General features: G+C 42.3%; 18 protein-coding genes. 14 read left to right on the top strand and 4 right to left on the bottom strand.

Going from position 1 to position 19,798, the window contains the following annotated elements; all coding sequences use genetic code 11:
- Positions 1-361: 361 nt before the first annotated feature.
- Positions 362-2,455 (top strand): ATP-dependent Clp protease ATP-binding subunit, encoded by a 2,094-nt coding sequence (locus E2491_RS02525; protein ID WP_134372198.1) that lies wholly within the window; start codon positions 362-364, stop codon positions 2,453-2,455.
- 51 nt (positions 2,456-2,506) lie between these two features.
- Here the strand turns inward: E2491_RS02525 and E2491_RS02520 are convergent, their stop codons facing one another.
- A complete protein-coding gene (locus tag E2491_RS02520; protein WP_134372196.1) occupies positions 2,507-3,250 on the bottom strand; it encodes a hypothetical protein in 744 nt (247 codons plus the stop codon).
- Between the two features lie 127 nt (positions 3,251-3,377).
- Between E2491_RS02520 and E2491_RS02515 the strand changes: the two genes are divergently transcribed.
- The 7 genes from E2491_RS02515 (at position 3,378) to ptsP (ending at position 9,898) form a co-directional block, all read left to right on the top strand.
- A complete protein-coding gene (locus tag E2491_RS02515; RefSeq protein ID WP_134372194.1) occupies positions 3,378-3,572 on the top strand; it encodes an abortive phage infection protein in 195 nt (64 codons plus the stop codon).
- 15 nt (positions 3,573-3,587) lie between these two features.
- Positions 3,588-4,313 carry an SDR family NAD(P)-dependent oxidoreductase gene (locus tag E2491_RS02510; RefSeq protein ID WP_134372192.1) on the top strand — a complete coding sequence of 242 codons (726 nt, stop codon included), beginning with the start codon at positions 3,588-3,590 and terminating at the stop codon, positions 4,311-4,313.
- A gap of 157 nt (positions 4,314-4,470) precedes the next feature.
- Positions 4,471-5,400, top strand: coding sequence for an AAA family ATPase (locus tag E2491_RS02505; protein WP_134372190.1), 930 nt, complete (start codon positions 4,471-4,473; stop codon positions 5,398-5,400).
- 1 nt (position 5,401) lies between these two features.
- On the top strand, positions 5,402-6,574 hold the full coding sequence (locus tag E2491_RS02500; RefSeq protein ID WP_134372188.1) for a DUF58 domain-containing protein: 1,173 nt from the start codon (positions 5,402-5,404) through the stop codon (positions 6,572-6,574).
- On the top strand, positions 6,544-7,743 hold the full coding sequence (locus tag E2491_RS02495) for a hypothetical protein (protein WP_134372187.1): 1,200 nt from the start codon (positions 6,544-6,546) through the stop codon (positions 7,741-7,743). The genes E2491_RS02500 and E2491_RS02495 overlap by 31 nt, the downstream gene beginning before the upstream one ends.
- Before the next feature lie 170 nt (positions 7,744-7,913).
- The gene (locus E2491_RS02490) at positions 7,914-8,177 is read left to right on the top strand and encodes a phosphocarrier protein HPr (protein ID WP_134372185.1); all 264 of its coding nucleotides are present in this window, start codon (positions 7,914-7,916) and stop codon (positions 8,175-8,177) included.
- A gap of 2 nt (positions 8,178-8,179) precedes the next feature.
- Positions 8,180-9,898 (top strand): phosphoenolpyruvate--protein phosphotransferase, encoded by a 1,719-nt coding sequence (gene ptsP / locus E2491_RS02485; RefSeq protein WP_134372183.1) that lies wholly within the window; start codon positions 8,180-8,182, stop codon positions 9,896-9,898.
- Positions 9,899-10,033: 135 nt separating this feature from the next.
- Here the strand turns inward: ptsP and E2491_RS02480 are convergent, their stop codons facing one another.
- Positions 10,034-10,693, bottom strand: coding sequence for a GNAT family N-acetyltransferase (locus tag E2491_RS02480; protein ID WP_134372181.1), 660 nt, complete (start codon positions 10,691-10,693; stop codon positions 10,034-10,036).
- Positions 10,694-10,779: 86 nt separating this feature from the next.
- On the opposite strand from E2491_RS02480, the gene E2491_RS02475 reads away from it, so the two are divergent.
- Positions 10,780-11,652 (top strand): NAD(P)-dependent oxidoreductase, encoded by an 873-nt coding sequence (locus E2491_RS02475; RefSeq protein WP_134372290.1) that lies wholly within the window; start codon positions 10,780-10,782, stop codon positions 11,650-11,652.
- A gap of 84 nt (positions 11,653-11,736) precedes the next feature.
- On the opposite strand, the gene E2491_RS02470 is transcribed toward E2491_RS02475, so the two are convergent.
- Complete coding sequence (locus tag E2491_RS02470; RefSeq protein WP_244093847.1) at positions 11,737-12,882, bottom strand: aminotransferase A; 1,146 nt, start codon at positions 12,880-12,882, stop codon at positions 11,737-11,739.
- A 131-nt stretch (positions 12,883-13,013) separates the two neighbouring features.
- Between E2491_RS02470 and corA the strand changes: the two genes are divergently transcribed.
- From corA to E2491_RS02450, 4 genes are all read left to right on the top strand, one after another.
- Complete coding sequence (gene corA / locus E2491_RS02465; protein ID WP_166805767.1) at positions 13,014-14,018, top strand: magnesium/cobalt transporter CorA; 1,005 nt, start codon at positions 13,014-13,016, stop codon at positions 14,016-14,018.
- Positions 14,019-14,620: 602 nt separating this feature from the next.
- Positions 14,621-15,931, top strand: a complete 1,311-nt coding sequence (locus tag E2491_RS02460) for an MFS transporter (protein WP_134372175.1) — start codon at positions 14,621-14,623, stop codon at positions 15,929-15,931.
- Positions 15,932-16,049: 118 nt separating this feature from the next.
- Positions 16,050-16,499 carry a TlpA family protein disulfide reductase gene (locus E2491_RS02455; protein ID WP_134372173.1) on the top strand — a complete coding sequence of 150 codons (450 nt, stop codon included), beginning with the start codon at positions 16,050-16,052 and terminating at the stop codon, positions 16,497-16,499.
- A 115-nt stretch (positions 16,500-16,614) separates the two neighbouring features.
- Positions 16,615-17,517 (top strand): chemotaxis protein, encoded by a 903-nt coding sequence (locus E2491_RS02450; RefSeq protein ID WP_134372171.1) that lies wholly within the window; start codon positions 16,615-16,617, stop codon positions 17,515-17,517.
- 147 nt (positions 17,518-17,664) lie between these two features.
- Here the strand turns inward: E2491_RS02450 and E2491_RS02445 are convergent, their stop codons facing one another.
- Positions 17,665-18,111: a YkyB family protein gene (locus tag E2491_RS02445; RefSeq protein WP_134372169.1), complete on the bottom strand. Its 447-nt coding sequence runs from the start codon at positions 18,109-18,111 to the stop codon at positions 17,665-17,667.
- Between the two features lie 132 nt (positions 18,112-18,243).
- Between E2491_RS02445 and E2491_RS02440 the strand changes: the two genes are divergently transcribed.
- Entirely contained in the window at positions 18,244-19,791 is a 1,548-nt protein-coding gene (locus tag E2491_RS02440) for a Ppx/GppA family phosphatase (RefSeq protein WP_134372167.1), read from the top strand.
- Positions 19,792-19,798 lie beyond the last annotated feature (7 nt).

Genomic DNA, 19,798 nt, shown 5'->3' with positions numbered 1-19,798 from the left:
GCCTGTGCTACGCACATTCGGTTTCACCTGTCCCTTTCCGCCACAGGAGTCTACGGGTGAGTCCGGACCTCTGAGAAATCAATCTTTTATCTGGCACCTCAAATCGTTTTGAAAAAATGAGTCTTTGAGTGTATCATCCTGTGATATTTTTAGTACTAAGGTGAGTGCGACGGAAAGCGTCCGTCTGGAGCGGAACTCACTGGCTGAATCATATTAGACTGGAACGACTCTATTCGAGGGTTGTTCCAGTTTTTTTATTCCCGAAACAAAAAACTTGAAAGTCAAAAAAGGTCAAATTATAATAGAGCCATAAGGTCAAAGAAAGTCAAATTAATATTTAATCATTAAAGGAGGAGTCACAATGATTTGCGAAAAATGCAGTACAAATCAGGCAAATGTTCAATTAAGAGTCCAGCTGAATGGCAGCATACAGGATTTTCATTTGTGCTCCGACTGCTATAAAGAAGAGCGCGCAAAATTGCATTCTGCTATGAATGGCTATAATGGCGCTGGTCAATCACCAAAGCGTGACAAAAAAGAGGAACGTCCTGAACAGGCACAAAAAGAAGCCGGTCTTCTTGGTGAGTATGGCAGAAATCTGACTAACCTGGCAAAAGCCGGTCTGATTGATCCGGTGATTGGTCGTGACGCAGAAATCAGCCAGATGATCGAAATTTTGAATAGAAGAAATAAAAACAATCCGGTGCTGATTGGAGAACCGGGAATTGGTAAAACGGCAGCAGCTGAAGGGCTTGCACTGAAAATTGCTGACGGTACAGTGCCCCAGAAGCTTAAAGGTAAAGAAGTCATCCTGCTTGATGTAGCATCACTTGTGTCTAATACGGGCATCCGTGGGCAATTTGAAGAGCGGATGAAACAGCTGGTTTCAGAGGTTCAATCCCGCAAAAACGTCATCTTGTTTATTGATGAAATTCATCAGATCGTAGGAGCTGGATCTGCAGAAGGTTCAATGGATGCAGGAAACATTCTGAAGCCGGCCCTTGCAAGAGGCGAGCTTCAGCTTGTCGGTGCAACGACACTGAAGGAATACCGGAAGATTGAAAAGGATGCTGCGCTTGAACGCCGCTTCCAGCCTATTCACTTAAAGGAACCGACAGCTGAAGAAGCATTCGAGATTTTGAAAGGTCTTGCACCACGCTATGAGGAGTATCATAAGGTGACTTATAGCGAAGAAGCACTCAAGGGTGCAGTCCAGTTATCAAAACGCTATATTCAGGATCGTTTTCTCCCGGACAAAGCGATCGATCTGATGGATGAAGCGGGTTCTAAACTGAATTTAACCGTGGATCATCATGATAAAGAAGAGATTCAGCAGCGTCTGAAGCATATTCATTTAGAAAAAGAAAAGGCTTTGAAGGAAGAAAATTATGAGCTTGCTGCAAAGCTTCGTGATGAGGAAGAAGCGCTTGAGCATAAACAAAACGATTCTTCATCAGCGGAATATCCTGTTGTTGACCTTGAATTGATTCAAAAACTGATTGAACGTAAGACCGGGATTCCAGTTGGAAAACTCGAACAGGATGAACGGGTGAAAATGTCCAATCTTGAAGAAAACTTAAACAATAAAGTCATTGGTCAGTATGAGGCTGTGAAAAAGGTGGCCAAAGCAGTCCGCAGAAGCAGAGCAGGACTAAAATCGAAAAACCGTCCTGCCGGATCATTTCTTTTTGTTGGGCCAACGGGTGTAGGTAAAACAGAGCTTTCCAAAACGCTTGCTGAAGAATTATTCGGATCAAGAGACCAGATGATCCGACTGGATATGAGTGAATATATGGAAAAACACAGCGTTTCAAAGCTAATTGGTTCACCACCGGGGTATGTCGGTCACGATGAAGCGGGACAGCTTACTGAAAAAGTAAGACGCAATCCCTACTCCATTCTGCTTCTTGATGAAATTGAAAAAGCACATCCTGATGTGATGAATATGTTCCTTCAGATCATGGAGGACGGCCGTTTAACAGATAGTCAGGGGCGTACGGTGCAGTTTAAAGACACCGTGATTATTATGACAAGTAATGCAGGAGTCGGGATGCGTAAAAAAGCGGTTGGTTTTGGCGCAACAGAAGCCGCAGATGAAGCAACTATCCTGGATTCATTAAGCAACTTCTTTAAACCGGAGTTCCTTAACCGTTTTGACAGTATCATCGAGTTTAAACCACTTGAAAAAGCGCATCTAGTGAAGATTGTTGATCTGATGCTTGAGGAATTAAACGAATTGATTGAGGAACAGGGTATGGAGCTTACTGTTTCAAAAGAAGTAAAAGAACAGCTTGCAGAGCTTGGCTATCATCCTTCATTCGGCGCTCGCCCTCTGAGAAGAGTCATTCAGGAATACGTGGAAGACCGGATCACAGACTTTATGTACGACAACCCGGATTTAAAGAACGTGCGTGCTGAATTAATTGAAAATGAAGTAACAATTGTTTCAAAGTAAAAAATAGATAAGAAAATGAGGGTGGGTCATTTTTGACCCACCCTCATTTTCTTATTGAATCGTTTCAGCCATTTTCAGAAAAGCGTCCTGTGTGCCGGTGTCGGCTTTTGTGTACATTGTGATTTTAATCAGTTTATCTCCCTGTTTAGCTAAAAGAGATTGATAGTCAGTGTCTTCTGTCTGTGTTGAGTAACCCGCGATGACCTCTTCGAATTGACTGTTTTCAGGCATCCAGTCAGCAGCATTTTCTGCATTGACTGCATCACGCTGGCCAGCCATCTGCTCCTGAACAAATGAAGTGTCAGTTTCGTTTGCAGGGAATGTTTCGACTCTCATGTATTGAGATGGATCTTCATTATAGAACACCTGATCAACGTTCGGTTCTTCCGGTGTATAAGTAAAGCCGTCCAATACATACATACTGTATCCATTGTTTGTGTTTTCCTGAAGAAACGCTGTCTTATCCGTTGATTCTCCCTCTAATTCAACGGTCATTTGCTGTTCGAGCAGGCGCATACCATTTTCTTCTCCGGCAGCTGTTTCCTCTTCAGCCGTTTCTTCAGCAGGTTCTTCTCCTTCTCCAACAGCAGCTTCATCTTCTGTTTCCTCAGCAGGCTCTTCTTCTTCTACAGGCTCTTCTTCAACAGCCTCTTCCTCGGTCGTTTCCTCATTGTCGATTGTTTCAGATGTGCCGTTTGTTCCGTCCTCAGATGCAGGTTCAGCAGTTTCTGTACCGCATGCCGCAAGGATTAATGTTAAAATCAGTGCAAAGATCAATAAATGCAGCTTTTTCATTTCATTCCCTCCAGTTTGATTCTATATGTTGTCAGTATAGTAGACGTTTGACAGAATGAAAAGTTTCAAAATAGGATGAAAGTGATAAATCTGATGAACAAATAGAATAGAGTAAGAGGTGTACAGCATGACAAAAGAAGAAATTAATCAAATGTTTGAGCAGCTGAAAAACAAGGAAATAAATGAAGTGTTTGTTAAAAAAGAGCAGTTTGATGAGGTGAGGGAAGTGCTTGTGGCAAGAAATGACTTTAAGCATTTCAGAGGAATTGCAGGACATAACGGTCATACTGTTTATACGTATCTCGATGAACCAAGAAGTTAAAGGAGCGGATCGTAAATGAGAGTAGTGGTTGTAACCGGTGCAGCGAGTGGAATTGGACTTAGTGTCGCAAGAGCATTTGCCGGAAAAAAGATGAAGGTGTACATGCTTGATGTGAATGAAGAGAAGCTTAGAATTGAAAAGAAACGATTATTGGAGGATGGGCTTGATGTCATCACAGAAGTACTTGATGTATCAAAGCATGAAGAAATTGAACGCTTGTTTTCTAAGATCCACGAGAAGGAAGACTCTATTGATGTATTGATTAATAACGCCGGTCTTTCGGAATTTAAATCGATCTGGGAAGTAACGGTTGAGGATTGGGAAAAAGTAATACATACGAATCTTTCAAGTGTATTCTTTTGCTCAAGGGAGGCGGCCAGAAGAATGAATGGCGGTGCTATAATTAATATTTGTTCGACGAGGGCTTTCATGTCTGAGCCGGATACAGAAGCGTATGCAGCTTCCAAAGGCGGCATCCATGCATTGACTCATTCACTTGCTGTTACATTAAGTGAAAGAAACATCACAGTGAATGCAATCAGTCCCGGCTGGATCGCAACAGAAGACTATGATCAGCTAAGAGACATAGATCATAGTCAACACCTTTCCAACAGGGTAGGAAAACCCGAGGATATTGCTAGGGCATGTTTGTTCTTATCTGATCCTGAAAATAACTTTATTAACGGTGAAAACCTTATTATTGATGGCGGTATGACGAGAAAAATGATTTATGAACATTAATTAAAATGGTGGATGTGGATTCAGTACAAGATCCCGGGAGTCAGAGGAAACTTTGGCTGCCGGGATCTTTTGTTATATCAGCAAAGTATATCGTTGATCAACTCTATTTTCCGAATTTTTGGTATAATAAAGTATATCATCTGTCAGGGGGAAGAAAATGAAACAGTTAGTTAATAAAGAGGTAAGTAAGACCGTTATTGGTAGAACAAAAGAAACAGAACTCTTACTGATTGCATTGCTTCAGGGAGGACATGTGCTGATTGAGAGTGTTCCAGGGACAGGGAAAACGTTATTGGCAAAAACCTTTGCCGGAGTGGCGGGAGGAAAGTTTAAAAGAATTCAATTCACACCGGATGTATTGCCATCAGATGTAACGGGGCTCCATTATTTTAATCCGGAGACGCATAAGTTTGAATTAAAAAAAGGGCCGGTTATGACGAACTTCTTATTAGCTGATGAAATTAATCGTGCCACGCCAAGAACGCAGTCAAGTCTGTTGGAGGTGATGGAGGAAAGACAGGTCACGATTGACGGCACGACTGTTCAGGTGGATTTTCCATTCATGGTCATTGCCACTCAAAATCCTGTCGAGTCACAGCAGGGAACCTTCCCTCTGCCTTTTGCGCAGTTGGACCGTTTTATGTTTAAACTGCCAGCTGATTATCCTTCTTTTTCCGAAGAAACGGACATTATTAATCAGTGGATTAATCAATCTGAAAAGCAGGAACCGGAGTCCATTCTATCAATCGATACATTGGAGGATGCAGTCAGAAAAGTAAGAGAGGTTCTTGTGCATAAGGAAATGGCTGATTATATTGTTGAGTTGATCAGGGCGACAAGAGAACATGCTTCTGTTGAGTGGGGGGCAAGTCCCCGTGCAGGAGTTGCGCTCGTTAAAGCTGCCCAGGGGTCTGCTTTTCTGGAAGGTCGTCATCATGTTGTTCCTGAAGATGTCAAAAAGATGCTCAGGTATGTACTAGCACACCGGCTGCAATTAACTGCAGAAGCTTCTTTGACAAAATCAACAGATCAGGTGCTTGATGAGATCATCCAGTCAGTGGATACCCCAGTTGAGCTGAGGCTCTGATATGTGGGAACGTGAATCCGTTGAAAAAAAGAGAATACTCGCGGTTGAATTGCTTGCCTTTTCAGGTATTCTGTTTTCTTTGTTTGGTGCCCAGTTTGAAGCCATGACATTAGGAATTGTCATTCTTATCTATATCAGATTTCACTTGCGATATCTTGATAAAGTCGGTGAAGGGCTGACCATTACAAAAGAGAGATCAGCTGAAAGACTTCACATAGGGGAAAACTCCGAATGGTTCTTAACGTTTCAAAATGGGAAGTATCCGATGAAAAATGCAAAACTGCAACTACTTTTAACTGATCATATAGAGCCGTCAGAAGGGGATTGGTCGGTAAACGGCTCACTTGTTGAATGGGAAACGGATATTTCATTGGAAAAGTATGAGAATGTTACCGTCACGATACCGTTCCGATCGATCAGAAGAGGGAAGGCTAAAGTGGTTTCAGTAAGACTAAAAATTCCACACCTGTTTGGTTACGGTGAAACGGTGCTCAGGTATAATAGCCATCTTTCTCATTCAAAGCTGATTTATCCGGAGATTGAAAAAGTGTCGTTTCAATCATTATCTCCGGTTTTTAAATCAGGTGAGGATCTGTCTTCTCATTCATTGTTTGAAGATCTGACTATGCCGGCTGGGACTCGTGAGTATAGGCCCGGAGATACGATTCAGCGGTTGAATTGGAATGCCTACGCTAAGACGGGTGAACTTCAGACGAATGTTTATGAACGAGTGACAGAAGAAAAAATGATGATTTTGCTGAATGTATCCCACGGCCATGCGAAAAACATTGAATTTGAAAAACTGATCAGGCAGGCTGCCTTTCTTGTGACGGAAGCCCACCGCAATAACCGTTCAATCGGACTTGCAGTTAATGTAAGGACGAAAGGATCACCTCACTTTTACTTCCTGCCACCTGAGAAGGGGACAAGTCACAGCAGAAAACTCCTTGAAATGCTAAGTGTATTATCGATCGGTGACGTAACATTGCCATCTCATCTTGTTATTAATCAGCTGAATCTGATGCAATTACAGGCGAATGATGTGATACACATCGGACAAATGGATCAGACATCTGCCGGGAGATTGTCAAAAATGAGCGGAAGAGTCTGGATCATTACTGAGTCAGGAGGGACTGCGGTAAAATGGAACGATCTGCAAAAAAACATACAATAAGTTCAGTCGCATACATATTATTCAGTTTTTTGTATCCGGCTTTGGTGCTCTCGGCTTTTGCTGAGAACGGGATGTTTTCTCTTCATGTAACGTCACTCATATGGGGAGTTGTGCTGGCAGCCGCCTTTCCTTTCGTTGTCAGAATGAAAAACTGGCGGGCTGTTTATGGAATATTGGCAGCTTTACTGTTTACGATCAGTTTTTTTATTGGAGATTGGCCTGTTCTACTTCTGGCAGTATTAGCCGCTTATTCAATCTGGATTGCTGTTAAAGCATGCACAGGAGAGTCCATTCAGATTACGTCCGGTAATCTGATGGTGTTTTTTATCGTTTTCATCTGGTTTTATATCTTTCAGCTTGTTTACGAGACTGTTCAGGCTTCAGAGCTTCTGCTGTATTTGATCGCAGGTTTCATATTATACAGTGCAGGAACGTATCTGAACCATTACTTTGCAGACAGGAAAGATAAGAAGAAGCGTGCGGGAAGAGAACTGGTAAAATGGAGTAGTTTATTTTCAGGAGTGACGGTTCTTCTGTATTTTCTAGCTGCACCTCTAAGGGTTGGTTTTTATCAGGTATTTGACGGCATTATCTGGGTATTTACGTTACCTCTTACATTGATCGGTTTAGAGATTGAGCGTGCTGAAATCTCTGATATGCCGGACGGGGAGAGTGGCGAAAGCGGAAGCCTTGAACAGGGACTGATGACAGGAAACAACGAATTTCAGGAAGTCATTGGTGTAGAGTCCATTGTCACGTTTTTGATGATAACTGGATTAATCGCAGTATCAGGGATCATTATTTACCTTCTGATCGTTAAGGCTAAAAAGGTTGTGTTAATACCCGCAACTGCTGAAACCTCCTACGTGAAGTCAAATATGGTTATGAAACCGGAAAAAGAGGGTAATCATAAGGAGCCTCTAAATAAAATAAGGAAAGCACTGTTTAGGCTTGAAAGGAAGCTTTCAGGGAAAGCTTCAGGCAGACGTAAGTCAGAAACAGTCAGGGAATGGTTCGACAGACTGGATATACCCCGGCTAAATGAGTGTGTGTCCATCTATGAACGTGTCCGTTATGGCTCTATGGATGTGACAAATGATGAAGCTGAGTATTTCAAGATGGTTTTAAAAGAAGCAGATAAAGAGTTGAACAGCCGCAGAGATGGTTAGATAGGGTGAACGGCAAAATCGTTGTACTAACGGTGCTGACATGCTATTCTTATTTCTTAGAAACATACAGAATCATCACTTAAATTGTTTGTATTGACGCAGGTGCGACAATCCGATAATTTAGTATGGTGATGTTGTAAATACAAGTTACAGAAAAGGAGAAGATTTAAATGGCACAAAAACAATTTACAGTAACAGCAGAAACGGGTATTCACGCACGCCCGGCAACGATTCTTGTTCAAACAGCAAGTAAGTTTGATTCTGATATTCAGCTTGAGTACAAAGGTAAAAAAGTGAACCTGAAGTCAATCATGGGTGTTATGTCTCTTGGCGTTGGACAGGGAGCTGAGATCGTGATCTATGCAGATGGAAGCGATGAAGCGGAAGCACTGGCAAGCCTTGAAGAAACACTTAAAAAAGAAGGTCTGGCATAAGCATGTCTTCTGTATTAAAAGGTATTGCAGCTTCAAGTGGCATTGCGATTGCAAAAGCATATCGCCTGGTAGAACCGGATTTGTCATTTAAGCAGATTAAAGTAGATGACACAGCTCAAGAAGTACAGCGTTTTCAAGATGCTCTTGAAACATCAAAAGGTGAATTAGCGGTGATTCGTGATCGCGCCAGAACAGAACTCGGTGAAGATAAAGCGGCGATTTTTGAAGCTCATCTTCTGGTACTGAGCGATCCTGAACTCATTTCACCTATCGAGGATAAAATCAGTCAGGAAAGTGTCAATGCTGAAGCAGCACTGAAAGAAACGGCTGATATGTTCGTGATGATGTTTGAGCAGATGGATAATGATTATATGAAAGAACGTGCAGCGGATATTCGTGATGTAACGAAACGCGTTCTGTCACATCTGCTGGGAGTAAAAGTGTTAAATCCAAGCATGATTTCTGAGGAAGTTATCGTGATTGCAGATGACTTGACTCCGTCAGATACTGCTCAGTTGAACCGTGAATTTGTTAAAGGATTCACAACAAACATTGGAGGCCGTACTTCGCATTCAGCCATTATGGCGCGTTCAATGGAAATCCCTGCCGTTGTGGGAACAAAAGAAGCAACAAAAGAAATTGAAAACGGTGACTTTGTCATTGTCGACGGATTGAACGGCGAAGTTCATATCAATCCTTCTGATGACATTATCAGCCGTTATAAAGAGGAAGCAGCAAAATTTGCTGATCAGAAAGCGGAATGGGCTAAGCTTGTGAATGAGCCGTCTGTATCTGCTGATGGTAAACATGTAGAACTGGCAGCGAATATTGGTACTCCTGCCGATCTTGAAGGCGTTATCAATAACGGTGGTGAAGCCATTGGACTTTACCGGACTGAATTCCTTTATATGGGACGTAACGATCTGCCATCAGAAGATGAGCAATTTGAATCCTATAAAGCCGTTCTTGAAGGCATGAAAGGAAAACCTGTTGTTGTCAGAACACTGGATATCGGTGGAGATAAGGAACTTCCGTATCTTGACCTTCCTGAGGAAATGAATCCATTCCTTGGATACCGTGCAATCCGCATGTGTCTGGACAAAACGGATCTTTTCCGTGTTCAGCTCCGTGCTCTTCTTCGTGCAAGTACTTACGGGAATCTGAAAGTGATGTTCCCGATGATCTCAAACCTGAGCGAATTCCGTGAAGCGAAATCTTTATTATTAAAGGTGAAGGAAGAACTGATTGCGGAAGGAACAGAGGTTTCAGATTCAATTGAAATCGGCATCATGGTTGAAATTCCATCTACTGCAGTACTGGCTGACCAGTTTGCAAAGGAAGTGGATTTCTTCAGTATCGGTACGAACGATTTGATTCAGTACACGATGGCAGCTGACCGGATGAATGAACAGATTTCTTACTTATATCAGCCATACAATCCGGCGATTCTCCGTCTGATCAAGATGGTGATCGATGCTTCTCACAAGGAAGGCAAATGGACTGGTATGTGTGGAGAGATGGCGGGCGATGAAATCGCGATTCCGATTCTTCTAGGACTTGGACTCGATGAATTTTCAATGAGCGCAACATCAATCCTGCCTGCACGTTCACAAATCAGTGGTCTTTCTCAGGAAAAGATGAAGGAGCTGGCTGAAAAAGTGCTTAACCTTTCAACGAATGAGGAAGTCATTGAGGCTGTAAAAAAAGAAATAAATATGTAACGAAAATGTAACTTTTAACAGGGATAATTGTTTGAAGATGGGGGAAGTATACTAGTAGTACAAGCATACTTTTTCATTCTGATTTCCCTTTTGTGAACCGGATTCCCCCCATAATCCGGTTCTTTTTTTATGCCATCAATGTAAGAACGGGTTTTTCCAAACCATTAAAACGGCATGATCAGCAGATTCTTCATCCTCGAGGTAACCTGGCAGCAAACGTTCCGGTACCCTGCCGGACTTCATCAAAAAAGTAACAACAGGATCAGAAATCTCTCCGCTTTTTACTTTTTCAAAATACTCCTCAGGTGACATCACTGACTGATAATCGATATATCCCGGAATTCTGCTTCCACCTGCAAGCTGTTTTACCCCTAAATAAACAACGGTTTCGTACATAGCACGCATTAATTCCTTTCCGAGCCCGAGTCCCCTGTAGGCGGGGTCTACACAAATATCCACAATATAAATTGAATCGCCGTCCGGTTCATGATTGGTTATGTACCCTTCAGATGTGATTTCATCCCAGGTGTGATCCTGATCAGTACGGCTTGTTCTTAAAGCTGTAATGGATCCTGCAATATGTCCATCTGCTTCAATACATAATGCTCCCTCGGGAAAACGGGTAATATGTTCACTCAACTGATCCCGGTTCCATAAAAGTTCCTGTGGGAATGGAGGCGGAAAAGCTTTCCGCTGAATGTGAATGAGGCTTTCAAAATCCTCTTCTTTGTAGTTTCTGACATGAATGTCAATTCTTTTTGAATCCTTGAATACAAAAAACGTTTTCTTCATCATCCTCACCTCCATCCCATCCTATCAATCAGCTATAACGTTTGCAATTTTCAGAACTTGATAAGAAAATAGGAGTGGGAGTGATGAAGATGCAATCAGTAAAAGTAGGTTTTATCGGTACAGGTGTCATGGGCGCATCCATTGTTCAGCACCTGTTGAAAAATCATGAAGTACATATTTATACGAGAACAAAGTCAAAGGCTGAGCCACTTGTGCAAGCTGGCGCGATCTGGCATGATTCAGTCGGAAGTCTGGCAGGTGAATGCTCTGTTGTGTTCACCATGGTTGGTTATCCGCAGGATGTAGAAGAAGTGTACTTAGGTGAATCGGGTATTTTCAATCAGGCAGTTGAAGGGACGATTTGTGCGGATTTAACGACCTCAACACCGGCTTTGGCGAAAAGATTATACGAAGAAGGGAAGGAACGGGGAATCGCTATGCTTGATGCCCCTGTATCCGGAGGAGACCTCGGAGCCAAAAACGGTACATTATCCATCATGGTCGGTGGTGAAGAATCATCATTTGAATCATTAAAGCCCTTATTTGAACTGTTCGGGTCAAATATTGTTTTTCACGGATCGGCCGGCAGTGGTCAGCATGCGAAGATGAGTAATCAGATTGTGATCGGTTCAACGATGACAGGCGTTTGTGAAGCACTTGTTTACGCCATTAAAGCCGGTCTTGATCCTGAGAAGGTTCTGGCGAGTATTTCTCAGGGAGCGGCAGGGAGCTGGAGTCTGAGTCATCTTGCGCCGAGAATTCTGAATGGTGACTATGAACCGGGGTTTTATATTCATCATTTTATTAAGGACCTTAGAATTGCATTGCAGGAAGCAAATACGATGGGCATTGATTTGCCCGGTCTGAAGCTCGCGCTGAAATCTTATGAAGAAACAGCCAATGCCGGATTCAAAATGAAAGGAACCCAGGCGTTGTATAAACATTATGAGAAGCAGCTGTAAAGGATCGTATCAATTGCATACCGCATGAATAAAACAGTGCCGGGCCTTCCGAATTTGAAGAAGGGCCCGGCACTGTTTTTTTATTTATCTACGCTTTTTATTGAGGAACTGTTCTATTCTTGTAAAAGCCTCTTTAAGCTGGTCCATAGAACAAGCGTATGAAATTCTTACATATCCTTCTCCGTAAGGGGCAAAAGCAGTTCCGGGAACCACCCCGACACCTGCCTGTTCTGCAAGCTCAACGGCAAAGTCAAATGAAGACAACGAAAGATCGTCCGGAATGCCGGCTAAAAAGTAAAAGGCACCATCGGGATGAACCGTTGTAAAACCAAGTTTAGCTAAATGAGCTGCTGTGAAATCACGTCTCAGTTTATATTCATTTCTCATCGGTATCGCGTCGTCCATACCATGCGTATATGCCGCAACAGCTGCGTGCTGTGATATGGACGAGACGCAGGAAACCGTATACTGGTGAACTTTCAGACACTGTTCTGCAATCCCGGATGGAGCCATTAGCACACCAATACGCCAGCCTGTCATCGCGTGTGATTTTGACAGTCCGTTAATCACAATGGTTTTCTCTTTATACAGTCTGCCAATCGAAAAATGTGGTCTGTCATAAACAAGTTCACTGTAAATTTCATCTGCAATAATGTACAAGTCCTTCTCTTTTGCGAGGTTTGCAATTTCAGTGATCTCGTCCTCTGTCAAACTTACACCTGTCGGATTTGACGGATAGGGCAGAACGATGCATGTTGTCTGATCGGTTAAGGTTTCCCTGATCAGGTCAGCAGTCATTTTAAAACCCGTTTTTGTCGTATCTGCAAACACTGGACGGGCACCGCACTGTTTGATCACAGGTACATACCCCGGATAAACCGGTCCTGGAAGAATGACATCCTGATCTGGACTCAAAATGGTTCTGAGCGCAGTATCAATAGCCTGTGATGCACCATTCGTTATAATCATCTCATCCTCAGCCTGATAATCAAGGTCATATTTCTTTTTCATAAACGTTGACACTGCCTTGCGAAGCTCGAGTATTCCGGCATTATGCGTATATGTCGTCTGATTATCCAAAATGGCTTTTGCGGCTGCTTGTTTAATGTGATCAGGCGTATGGAAATCAGGCTGTCCAATCGTAAGAGAAATCATATTCTCAATATGCTGGATCCGGTTGAAAAATTGTCTGATACCTGATATTTGAAGCTGACTGACTGTTTCATTCATTACTTTCACACCTTTACTGCTTCTTTTTGATATTTTACTATTGTAACGTATTTTTATCGCCGGGCACATGATTAAACTTAGGTGATTAAGGCTAAATAATAATAAGCTTAATAGAGAAAGGTGGGAGCAGTTTGATCCGGATTGCAGGCTTGGAAAAAAACGGAGAATTAAAAACGTATAAAACAATTAAAGAAGCAAAAAATCAGGATCTGCATTGGTTCTGGGTTGATTTTGATCAGCCGGCGGACCGGGAAGGGAAAGAACTTGAACGCTCTTTTTCCTTTCATCCGCTCGCGCTTGAAGACTGTATGGAAAAAGAATATCAGCGTCCCAAGTTTGATAATTATGATCAGTATATTTTTCTGACATTTCATCATCTACCCAAGCATACATACGAAGCGCAGGAAATCGATACATTCGTTAACAGTAAAATGATCGTAACATGGCATTACGAAAAAATTCCTTTTATCGATGAAATGTGGGAAGACCTGGTGAAAGGAAAAGAAGTCATCTCTGAACAAAGTCCGATCTCCATTCTTCATAAAATAATGGATGCGGCCGTTGATGATTATTTTCCTTACGTGTATGGAATCGAGGATGAATTGAACAGAATTGAAGAATTAACAGACGAGAATTCATCACACGATCTCATGGACCGGCTTTTTGATATCAGGCACGATATGCAAAAATTAAGACGGTCACTCGTACCGACGAGAGATCTGTTGTACCGTCTGCTAAATGCCAACAGGACTGCACTGACGAAAGAACAGCAATTATATTTTTCAGATGTATATGATCACGTCATTAAGCTGAATGAGATGCTCGAATCGTACCGGGAATTTTCATCAGATATCAGGGATAACTATATTTCAGTCAGCTCAGATAAAATGAACAATATTATGATGACATTGACCGTCATCACGACAATCTTTATGCCATTATCCTTTCTGGCTGGCTTATATGGTATGAACTTTGTTTATATACCCGAACTCGAATTTGAATACGGTTATTTCGTTCTGCTAGGCGTAATGACGATGATTGCCGGTGTCATGTTTGTCATCTTCCGTAAAATCGGCTGGCTCAGATTCTCAAGATCCAAAAAGAAAAAACGCAGAAGAATCTTTAATCGCCGTTGATTATGATTTTTAAAACCGTGCCGGGGCATTCCTCCGCTAACGTCCATATGTGCTTCTCTAACGCTGTGGTTCTGCAGAATGCTCTCGGTATGGTTTGTTCACAAAATTAATCAAAAGTTGTTTGAGATAAAGGGGCGTATTCCCCCGAAGACTCCTACGGCAGAGGAGAGACAGGTGAAACCATTGTGCGAAGCACGAGGGGTTCACCGCCCGGCCGTGGAAAGCGAAGGGGGAATACGCCCCGGTTTGGAAAAGGCAGATGCCGTTTCGGTGGGATCTTTAACTATGTAAATTAGTTAAAATGATCAATTTTTACACTCATTTGAAGAAGTTATGATTAAGCACAATAAAAGTGCCTGGTCATTCCGAAGACTCCTACGGCAGAGGAGCGACAGGTGAGACAGCGTAATGCGAAGCATTAGCTGGCTCACCGCGCGGCCGTGGAAAGCGAAGGAATGACCAGGCACGGTTTTGCATTAGGCTGCCTCTGCTATCAGAGCGGCCTTTTATTAATGTTAAATTAACAATTCATAAGAAGGAATACGTAAAGGGAAAAGGGAATGTAACAGGAAAGGTTGTACTTTAGAAATGGGGGGTTTTATATGCAGCAGGTTCATCATCCACCGAGAAGTGGAATGAAGTTGTTTTTTACACTGCCGATTTTATCATGGGCTTTATATGATTTCGCCAATACGATCTTTTCATCAAACATTAATACGGTCTTTTTTCCTTTTTATCTTGATGCGCAGATTGGCGGAAGTGCGGAGATGGAACAAGTTGCGAGTACATTTATATCATATGCCAATGCGCTGGCCAGTTTTCTTCTGGTGATTTTTTCACCGTTATACGGTGTGTGGATTGACCGGACGGGACAGAAAAAGAAGTATATCGTCTGGCTGGCTTCATTTTCCATTGCGTTTACATTTCTAATGGGGATTTTTGCGCAGAGTAATGTCTTCGGGGAATGGTTTAATCTCCCGGCTAATTTGATTTTGGTAGTCATTGCTTTTGTCGCAGCTAAATTCTTTTTTAACAGCAGTCTTGTATTTTATGACACGATGCTTGGTGATCTTGGTACGAAACAGGAAATACCTCTTATCTCAGGGTTCGGGGTGGCGGTCGGTTATCTTGGAACGATTGTCGGCTTATCGGTTTATTTATTTGTGAATGAAAGTAATCCTGAACAGGCATTTATCCCGACGGCTGTCATGTATCTGCTGTTTTCATTGCCACTCTTTTTTGTCTTAAAGGATCCACCGAAGAAACCGGTCGCTCAAAAAGCTTCATTTTTCTCCGGCTATAAAGCCATCTACCGGACATTTAAAGAAATGAAAAACTTTAAAAATGTTTTTACGTTTATGATCGCTTACTTTTTCCTGAATGACGCGATTGCTACAACCATTGCGATTATGGCTATTTATGCTACGGCGGTAGTCGGTTTCTCTGGAGGCCAATTTATTATTCTGTACCTCGGTTCAACCATTGCTGCTGTTATAGGATCCTTTATTTTTGGGTATATTACGAAACGAACAGGAGCAAGGAATGGCGTTGTGATTGTCGCATTTATTCTCATCGCTGCTCTGACGATCGCAGCGCTTGCTACTGCTCAGTGGATGTTCTGGATCGCAGGTGCATTGATTGGGGTCGCACTGGGCTCCATGTGGGTTACGTCGAGAACGCTTATTGTAGACCTGACGCCAGTTGAAAAAAGGGGAGAGTTCTTCGGTCTTTTTGCATTTTCGGGGAAAGTATCCTCCATTATTGGACCAGCTGTTTATGGAACCATCACCCTGAATCTCAGGGAATACGGAGAGCTTGCAAGTCGTATTGCATTGTCATCCCTGATCGTCATGGCTGTTATCGGACTCATTATATTGTTCAAAGTGAAACAGGTTGATTCAGTCAGTGCTTGACTCTGACTGTCGTAATTTCTATAATGGAAATTGTGTTTTTTAATAATGATTTTAATTTGGTCCTTTATACGGGTTAGTTTAATTCGTGACAGGACGAGTCGCTGCAGGGAGGATTTTTATGAAGTTAAGAGAACCTATGCCGGAATTGTCCGGTGCAACAGCATGGCTGAACGATGAAGTAACAAAGGAAGAACTGGTCGGAGAAAAACCGACATTAATTCACTTCTGGTCAGTAAGCTGTCACTTATGCAAGGAAGCAATGCCTGAGATCAACGAACTTCGTGATGAATATGAAGATGATTTGAATGTTGTGGCTGTTCACATGCCACGTTCAGAGGATGATCTGGATATGCAGGTCATTGAACAGGTAGCGCAGGGACATGATATTTCACAGCCTGTCTATGTAGACAGTGAACATAAACTGACCGAAGCATTCGAGAATCAGTATGTACCAGCTTATTATGTGTTTGATAAAGATGGGCAACTTCGTCATTTCCAGGCCGGTGGAAGCGGCATGAAAATGCTACGCAAGCGCTTGAACAGAGTGCTGCAGACAGAAGAAAAATAAGATAAGACAATTTTCCTAACATCCCTTAAGATCAAGCCTTGTTATTCCGATAAAAGGAGTAACAAGGCTTTTTTGCTGTGCTGAAAAACCTATGTCTGTCTAAGGAGAGAATATCATGAACAATAACGGGATCCTGCTTGAAAGCGGAACAAATGAACTGGAGATTGTCGAGTTTGAAGTAAACAATAATAAATACGGCATCAATGTCATTAAGGTGAAGGAAATTATTCAGCCGGCTGCTGTTAATCAGGTGCCTCATTCCCACCCGTTTATTAATGGAATTATTCAGCTGCGGGGTGAAGTGCTTCCTGTCATCGATATGCGATCGGTACTTGGAGCCGTTAAAAAAGAAACATCATCTCAGGAGAAATTTATCGTGTCTGAGTTTAATAAACAAAAAGTGGTGTTTCATGTAGATAATGTATCCATGATTCACCGTATTTCGTGGGATCAGATAGAAAAACCGTCTGATATGTATCAAAATGGCGATACTAAAATAATCGGGGTTATTAAGCGTGAAGATGATATGCTCCTTCTGCTTGATTTTGAAAGCATTATCCTTGATATCAACCCTGAATCAGGAATCAATGTCGGCATGGTGAAAAAATTAGGGAAGCGTGACAGATCCTCCAAACAGCTGGTCGTAGCAGAAGATTCACCATTGTTAAGACGATTATTGTCTGACACCCTGTCTGAAGCTGGTTACGATAATGTTGAATTCTTCGAAAACGGAAAAGATGCCTACAGCTATCTGGAATCTTTATCAGTGAGTAACGAAAACGTAGAAGACAGCGTTCAGCTTGTGATAACAGATATTGAAATGCCTCAAATGGACGGACATCATCTGACGAGACGGATAAAGGAGCATGCTAGCCTTAAAAAGCTGCCGGTCGTCATCTTCTCATCTCTCATTACAGATGACCTCAAGCATAAAGGGAACCAGGTTGGGGCTGACGATCAGATCAGTAAGCCGGAAATTAATCAGCTTATTACAACCATTGACCGTCTGATCTTATAACAGAAAGAAAGACAAGTTGCCGTTTAGTTTTTTAAATGGTCACGAACATAATAAACCCCCGGGTATCTTCCGCTGCAGCAGGGAGGGTCTGATGTGCGAAGAGCACGGGACTCACTTTGCTGGTTATGCGGGCCGGGGGTTTTCATCTTATTCTCCGAGCCTTTTAAAAACAGGTTTTTGATATTTGGCGGCAGGATGTTTATGTTCATTTTGTCTGGTCATCTTATTACCTGTGTATGCCTGAAGGGTCAGTTTTGCTTCCTTCAGACTCATTCTCGTTTTTGGGTTTCTGACATGATCGGATAGTTTACCTAGATGAGGGAGCTCCTGAAAGTCGCTTTTCTGGGGTGGGATATGGAATTGATAGCGTCCGCATTCAATAAGCAAATCAGACCGCTGCTGGCTTAATCCTGGATTTCTTGAGAACTGAAGGCCGATTTTTCTGGCTTTTTTTTCTGAAAGGAGCTTTTCTATGGCAGCCTTTTTTAAGTCATACAGCCCTCTGGAATCCGGTGCGGTTTTGGCATGCTTGTTAACTGTAAAGATCGCCTGGGCAATTAAATCAGGGTCATCAGTCTTAAAATCATGGTCCATCTTTTCATCACTCTCTTTCATTAAATATTTGGTAAAGTATACATCAAATTTGTGTGAAAGAAAAGTTATTCTCTACTCCGACAGGGAAGAGTGAACTATAATGAAAACAAAAAATCCTCGTGGGGTGACGAAATGAGAAATAAAACCGCAGTCATTGATATTGGATCTAATACCATCAGACTTGTCATTTATGATTATGAGCCGAAAAAGGGGATGCGGGAAATTGAAAATATTAAAACTGTTGCCCGTCTGAAGAGCTTTTTGGATGAAGAAAACAAGTTAAATGAAAAGGGGTTAACCCTGTTAAAAGAAGCATTGCTCGCATTTAATGAAATCATTGATTATCACGGCATTCAGGATGTAAGGGCTGCAGCAACGGCTGCCATCAGACAGGCCGTGAACCAGCAGGAAATTGTAAGCAGGATGAAAGCTGAAACAGGTGTGAATATCAATATTCTGACCGAGGAGGAAGAAGCTTACTTCGGATATTTGGCAGTTATTCATTCCACCCCTGTTTTATCAGCAGTAACGGTCGATATCGGTGGAGGGAGCACGGAAGTAACCTATTATGAGCATAAGCAGCTCATACACTCCCACAGCTTTCCTTTTGGAGCGGTCTCGCTGAAGAAGGACTTCATGGCGGGTGATCAGATGACCCAGAACGAACATAAAAAGCTGATCCGCTTTTTGAAATCTGAATTTAACAGTCTCGGATGGCTGAAAAATAAAAAAGTTCCAATTGTGGCGATTGGGGGAAGTGCGCGTAACGTTGCGCAGATTCACCAGCAGCTCATTAAATATCCGGTGGCTGGTGTGCACCAATACTGGATGGAGGAAAAAGATCTCCATGAGACAAATGATATGCTGACGGCGATGTCAAAAGAGGATCTTGAAAAGCTGGATGGTCTCTCGAGTGACCGCACCGATATTATTGCTCCTGCTTCACAAGTATTCTGCGAACTCTATAAAATCGTTGATGCCAAAGGTTTTATGTTCAGTAAAAAAGGTCTTCGTGAAGGGATTGTTTTAAAGGAACTGATGAAAAGATATACAGCCCCTTTAAGCAAAGACAATGTGTTTATGGAAAGTCTTAATGAGCTTGCTTTTGACTATTCAATTGATAAAGAACAGGCAGAACAAATGGTCTCGCTGACGACTGAACTCTATTCCCATCTATGTGCAGTCGGAGTCCTTAAGGAAAACGAGGAGGATTTGCAGCTGATTAAACGGGGGGCATACCTCTACTATTTAGGTGACTATATTGATTCAGACTCAAGCAGCCAGCACACGTTTTACATTATAGGGAACAGATCTATTGACGGGATCCTGCACAGGGACCGCATCAAAATTGCAGCCGTTGCCTCTTTTAAAAGTAAGTCAATGCTGTATCAGTTTATGGATCCTTTTACCGATTGGTTTACAAATGAAGAGATGGAGACGATTCGTGTAATCGGTGCTTTGGTAAAATTTGCATACAGCCTGAACGGGTCCAAACGGAATATTATCAATCAGCTTGAAATCAGAAAGAAGAACGACGATCTGATCATGACGCTGTTTGCAGAGGGTAGAACGATTGCAGAGGAATATCAGGCTGGTAAACAGAAAAAACACCTTGAAAAAGCGTTGAAGATGAACATTCAGCTGGATTTCAAACAAATGTCTGCTATATCAAACAGGTAACACGGAG

The organism is Jeotgalibacillus sp. R-1-5s-1 (assembly GCF_004405105.1).
Lineage (GTDB): Bacteria > Bacillota > Bacilli > Bacillales > Jeotgalibacillaceae > Jeotgalibacillus.
The sequence above is the reverse complement of the archived record's forward strand: the minus strand, read 5'-3'. Positions and strand labels throughout refer to the sequence as shown.

Coding starts and splice junctions, on each gene's coding strand:
- E2491_RS02505 (WP_134372190.1), top strand. CDS start 4,471: ATGAAACAGTTAGTTAATAAAGAGGTAAGTAAGACCGTTATTGGTAGA.
- E2491_RS02520 (WP_134372196.1), bottom strand. CDS start 3,250: ATGAAAAAGCTGCATTTATTGATCTTTGCACTGATTTTAACATTAATC.
- E2491_RS02480 (WP_134372181.1), bottom strand. CDS start 10,693: ATGATGAAGAAAACGTTTTTTGTATTCAAGGATTCAAAAAGAATTGAC.
- E2491_RS02500 (WP_134372188.1), top strand. CDS start 5,402: ATGTGGGAACGTGAATCCGTTGAAAAAAAGAGAATACTCGCGGTTGAA.
- E2491_RS02445 (WP_134372169.1), bottom strand. CDS start 18,111: ATGGACCATGATTTTAAGACTGATGACCCTGATTTAATTGCCCAGGCG.
- E2491_RS02450 (WP_134372171.1), top strand. CDS start 16,615: ATGAACAATAACGGGATCCTGCTTGAAAGCGGAACAAATGAACTGGAG.
- ptsP (WP_134372183.1), top strand. CDS start 8,180: ATGTCTTCTGTATTAAAAGGTATTGCAGCTTCAAGTGGCATTGCGATT.
- E2491_RS02515 (WP_134372194.1), top strand. CDS start 3,378: ATGACAAAAGAAGAAATTAATCAAATGTTTGAGCAGCTGAAAAACAAG.
- E2491_RS02455 (WP_134372173.1), top strand. CDS start 16,050: ATGAAGTTAAGAGAACCTATGCCGGAATTGTCCGGTGCAACAGCATGG.
- E2491_RS02440 (WP_134372167.1), top strand. CDS start 18,244: ATGAGAAATAAAACCGCAGTCATTGATATTGGATCTAATACCATCAGA.
- E2491_RS02460 (WP_134372175.1), top strand. CDS start 14,621: ATGCAGCAGGTTCATCATCCACCGAGAAGTGGAATGAAGTTGTTTTTT.
- E2491_RS02490 (WP_134372185.1), top strand. CDS start 7,914: ATGGCACAAAAACAATTTACAGTAACAGCAGAAACGGGTATTCACGCA.
- E2491_RS02525 (WP_134372198.1), top strand. CDS start 362: ATGATTTGCGAAAAATGCAGTACAAATCAGGCAAATGTTCAATTAAGA.
- E2491_RS02475 (WP_134372290.1), top strand. CDS start 10,780: ATGCAATCAGTAAAAGTAGGTTTTATCGGTACAGGTGTCATGGGCGCA.
- E2491_RS02470 (WP_244093847.1), bottom strand. CDS start 12,882: ATGAATGAAACAGTCAGTCAGCTTCAAATATCAGGTATCAGACAATTT.
- E2491_RS02510 (WP_134372192.1), top strand. CDS start 3,588: ATGAGAGTAGTGGTTGTAACCGGTGCAGCGAGTGGAATTGGACTTAGT.
- E2491_RS02495 (WP_134372187.1), top strand. CDS start 6,544: ATGGAACGATCTGCAAAAAAACATACAATAAGTTCAGTCGCATACATA.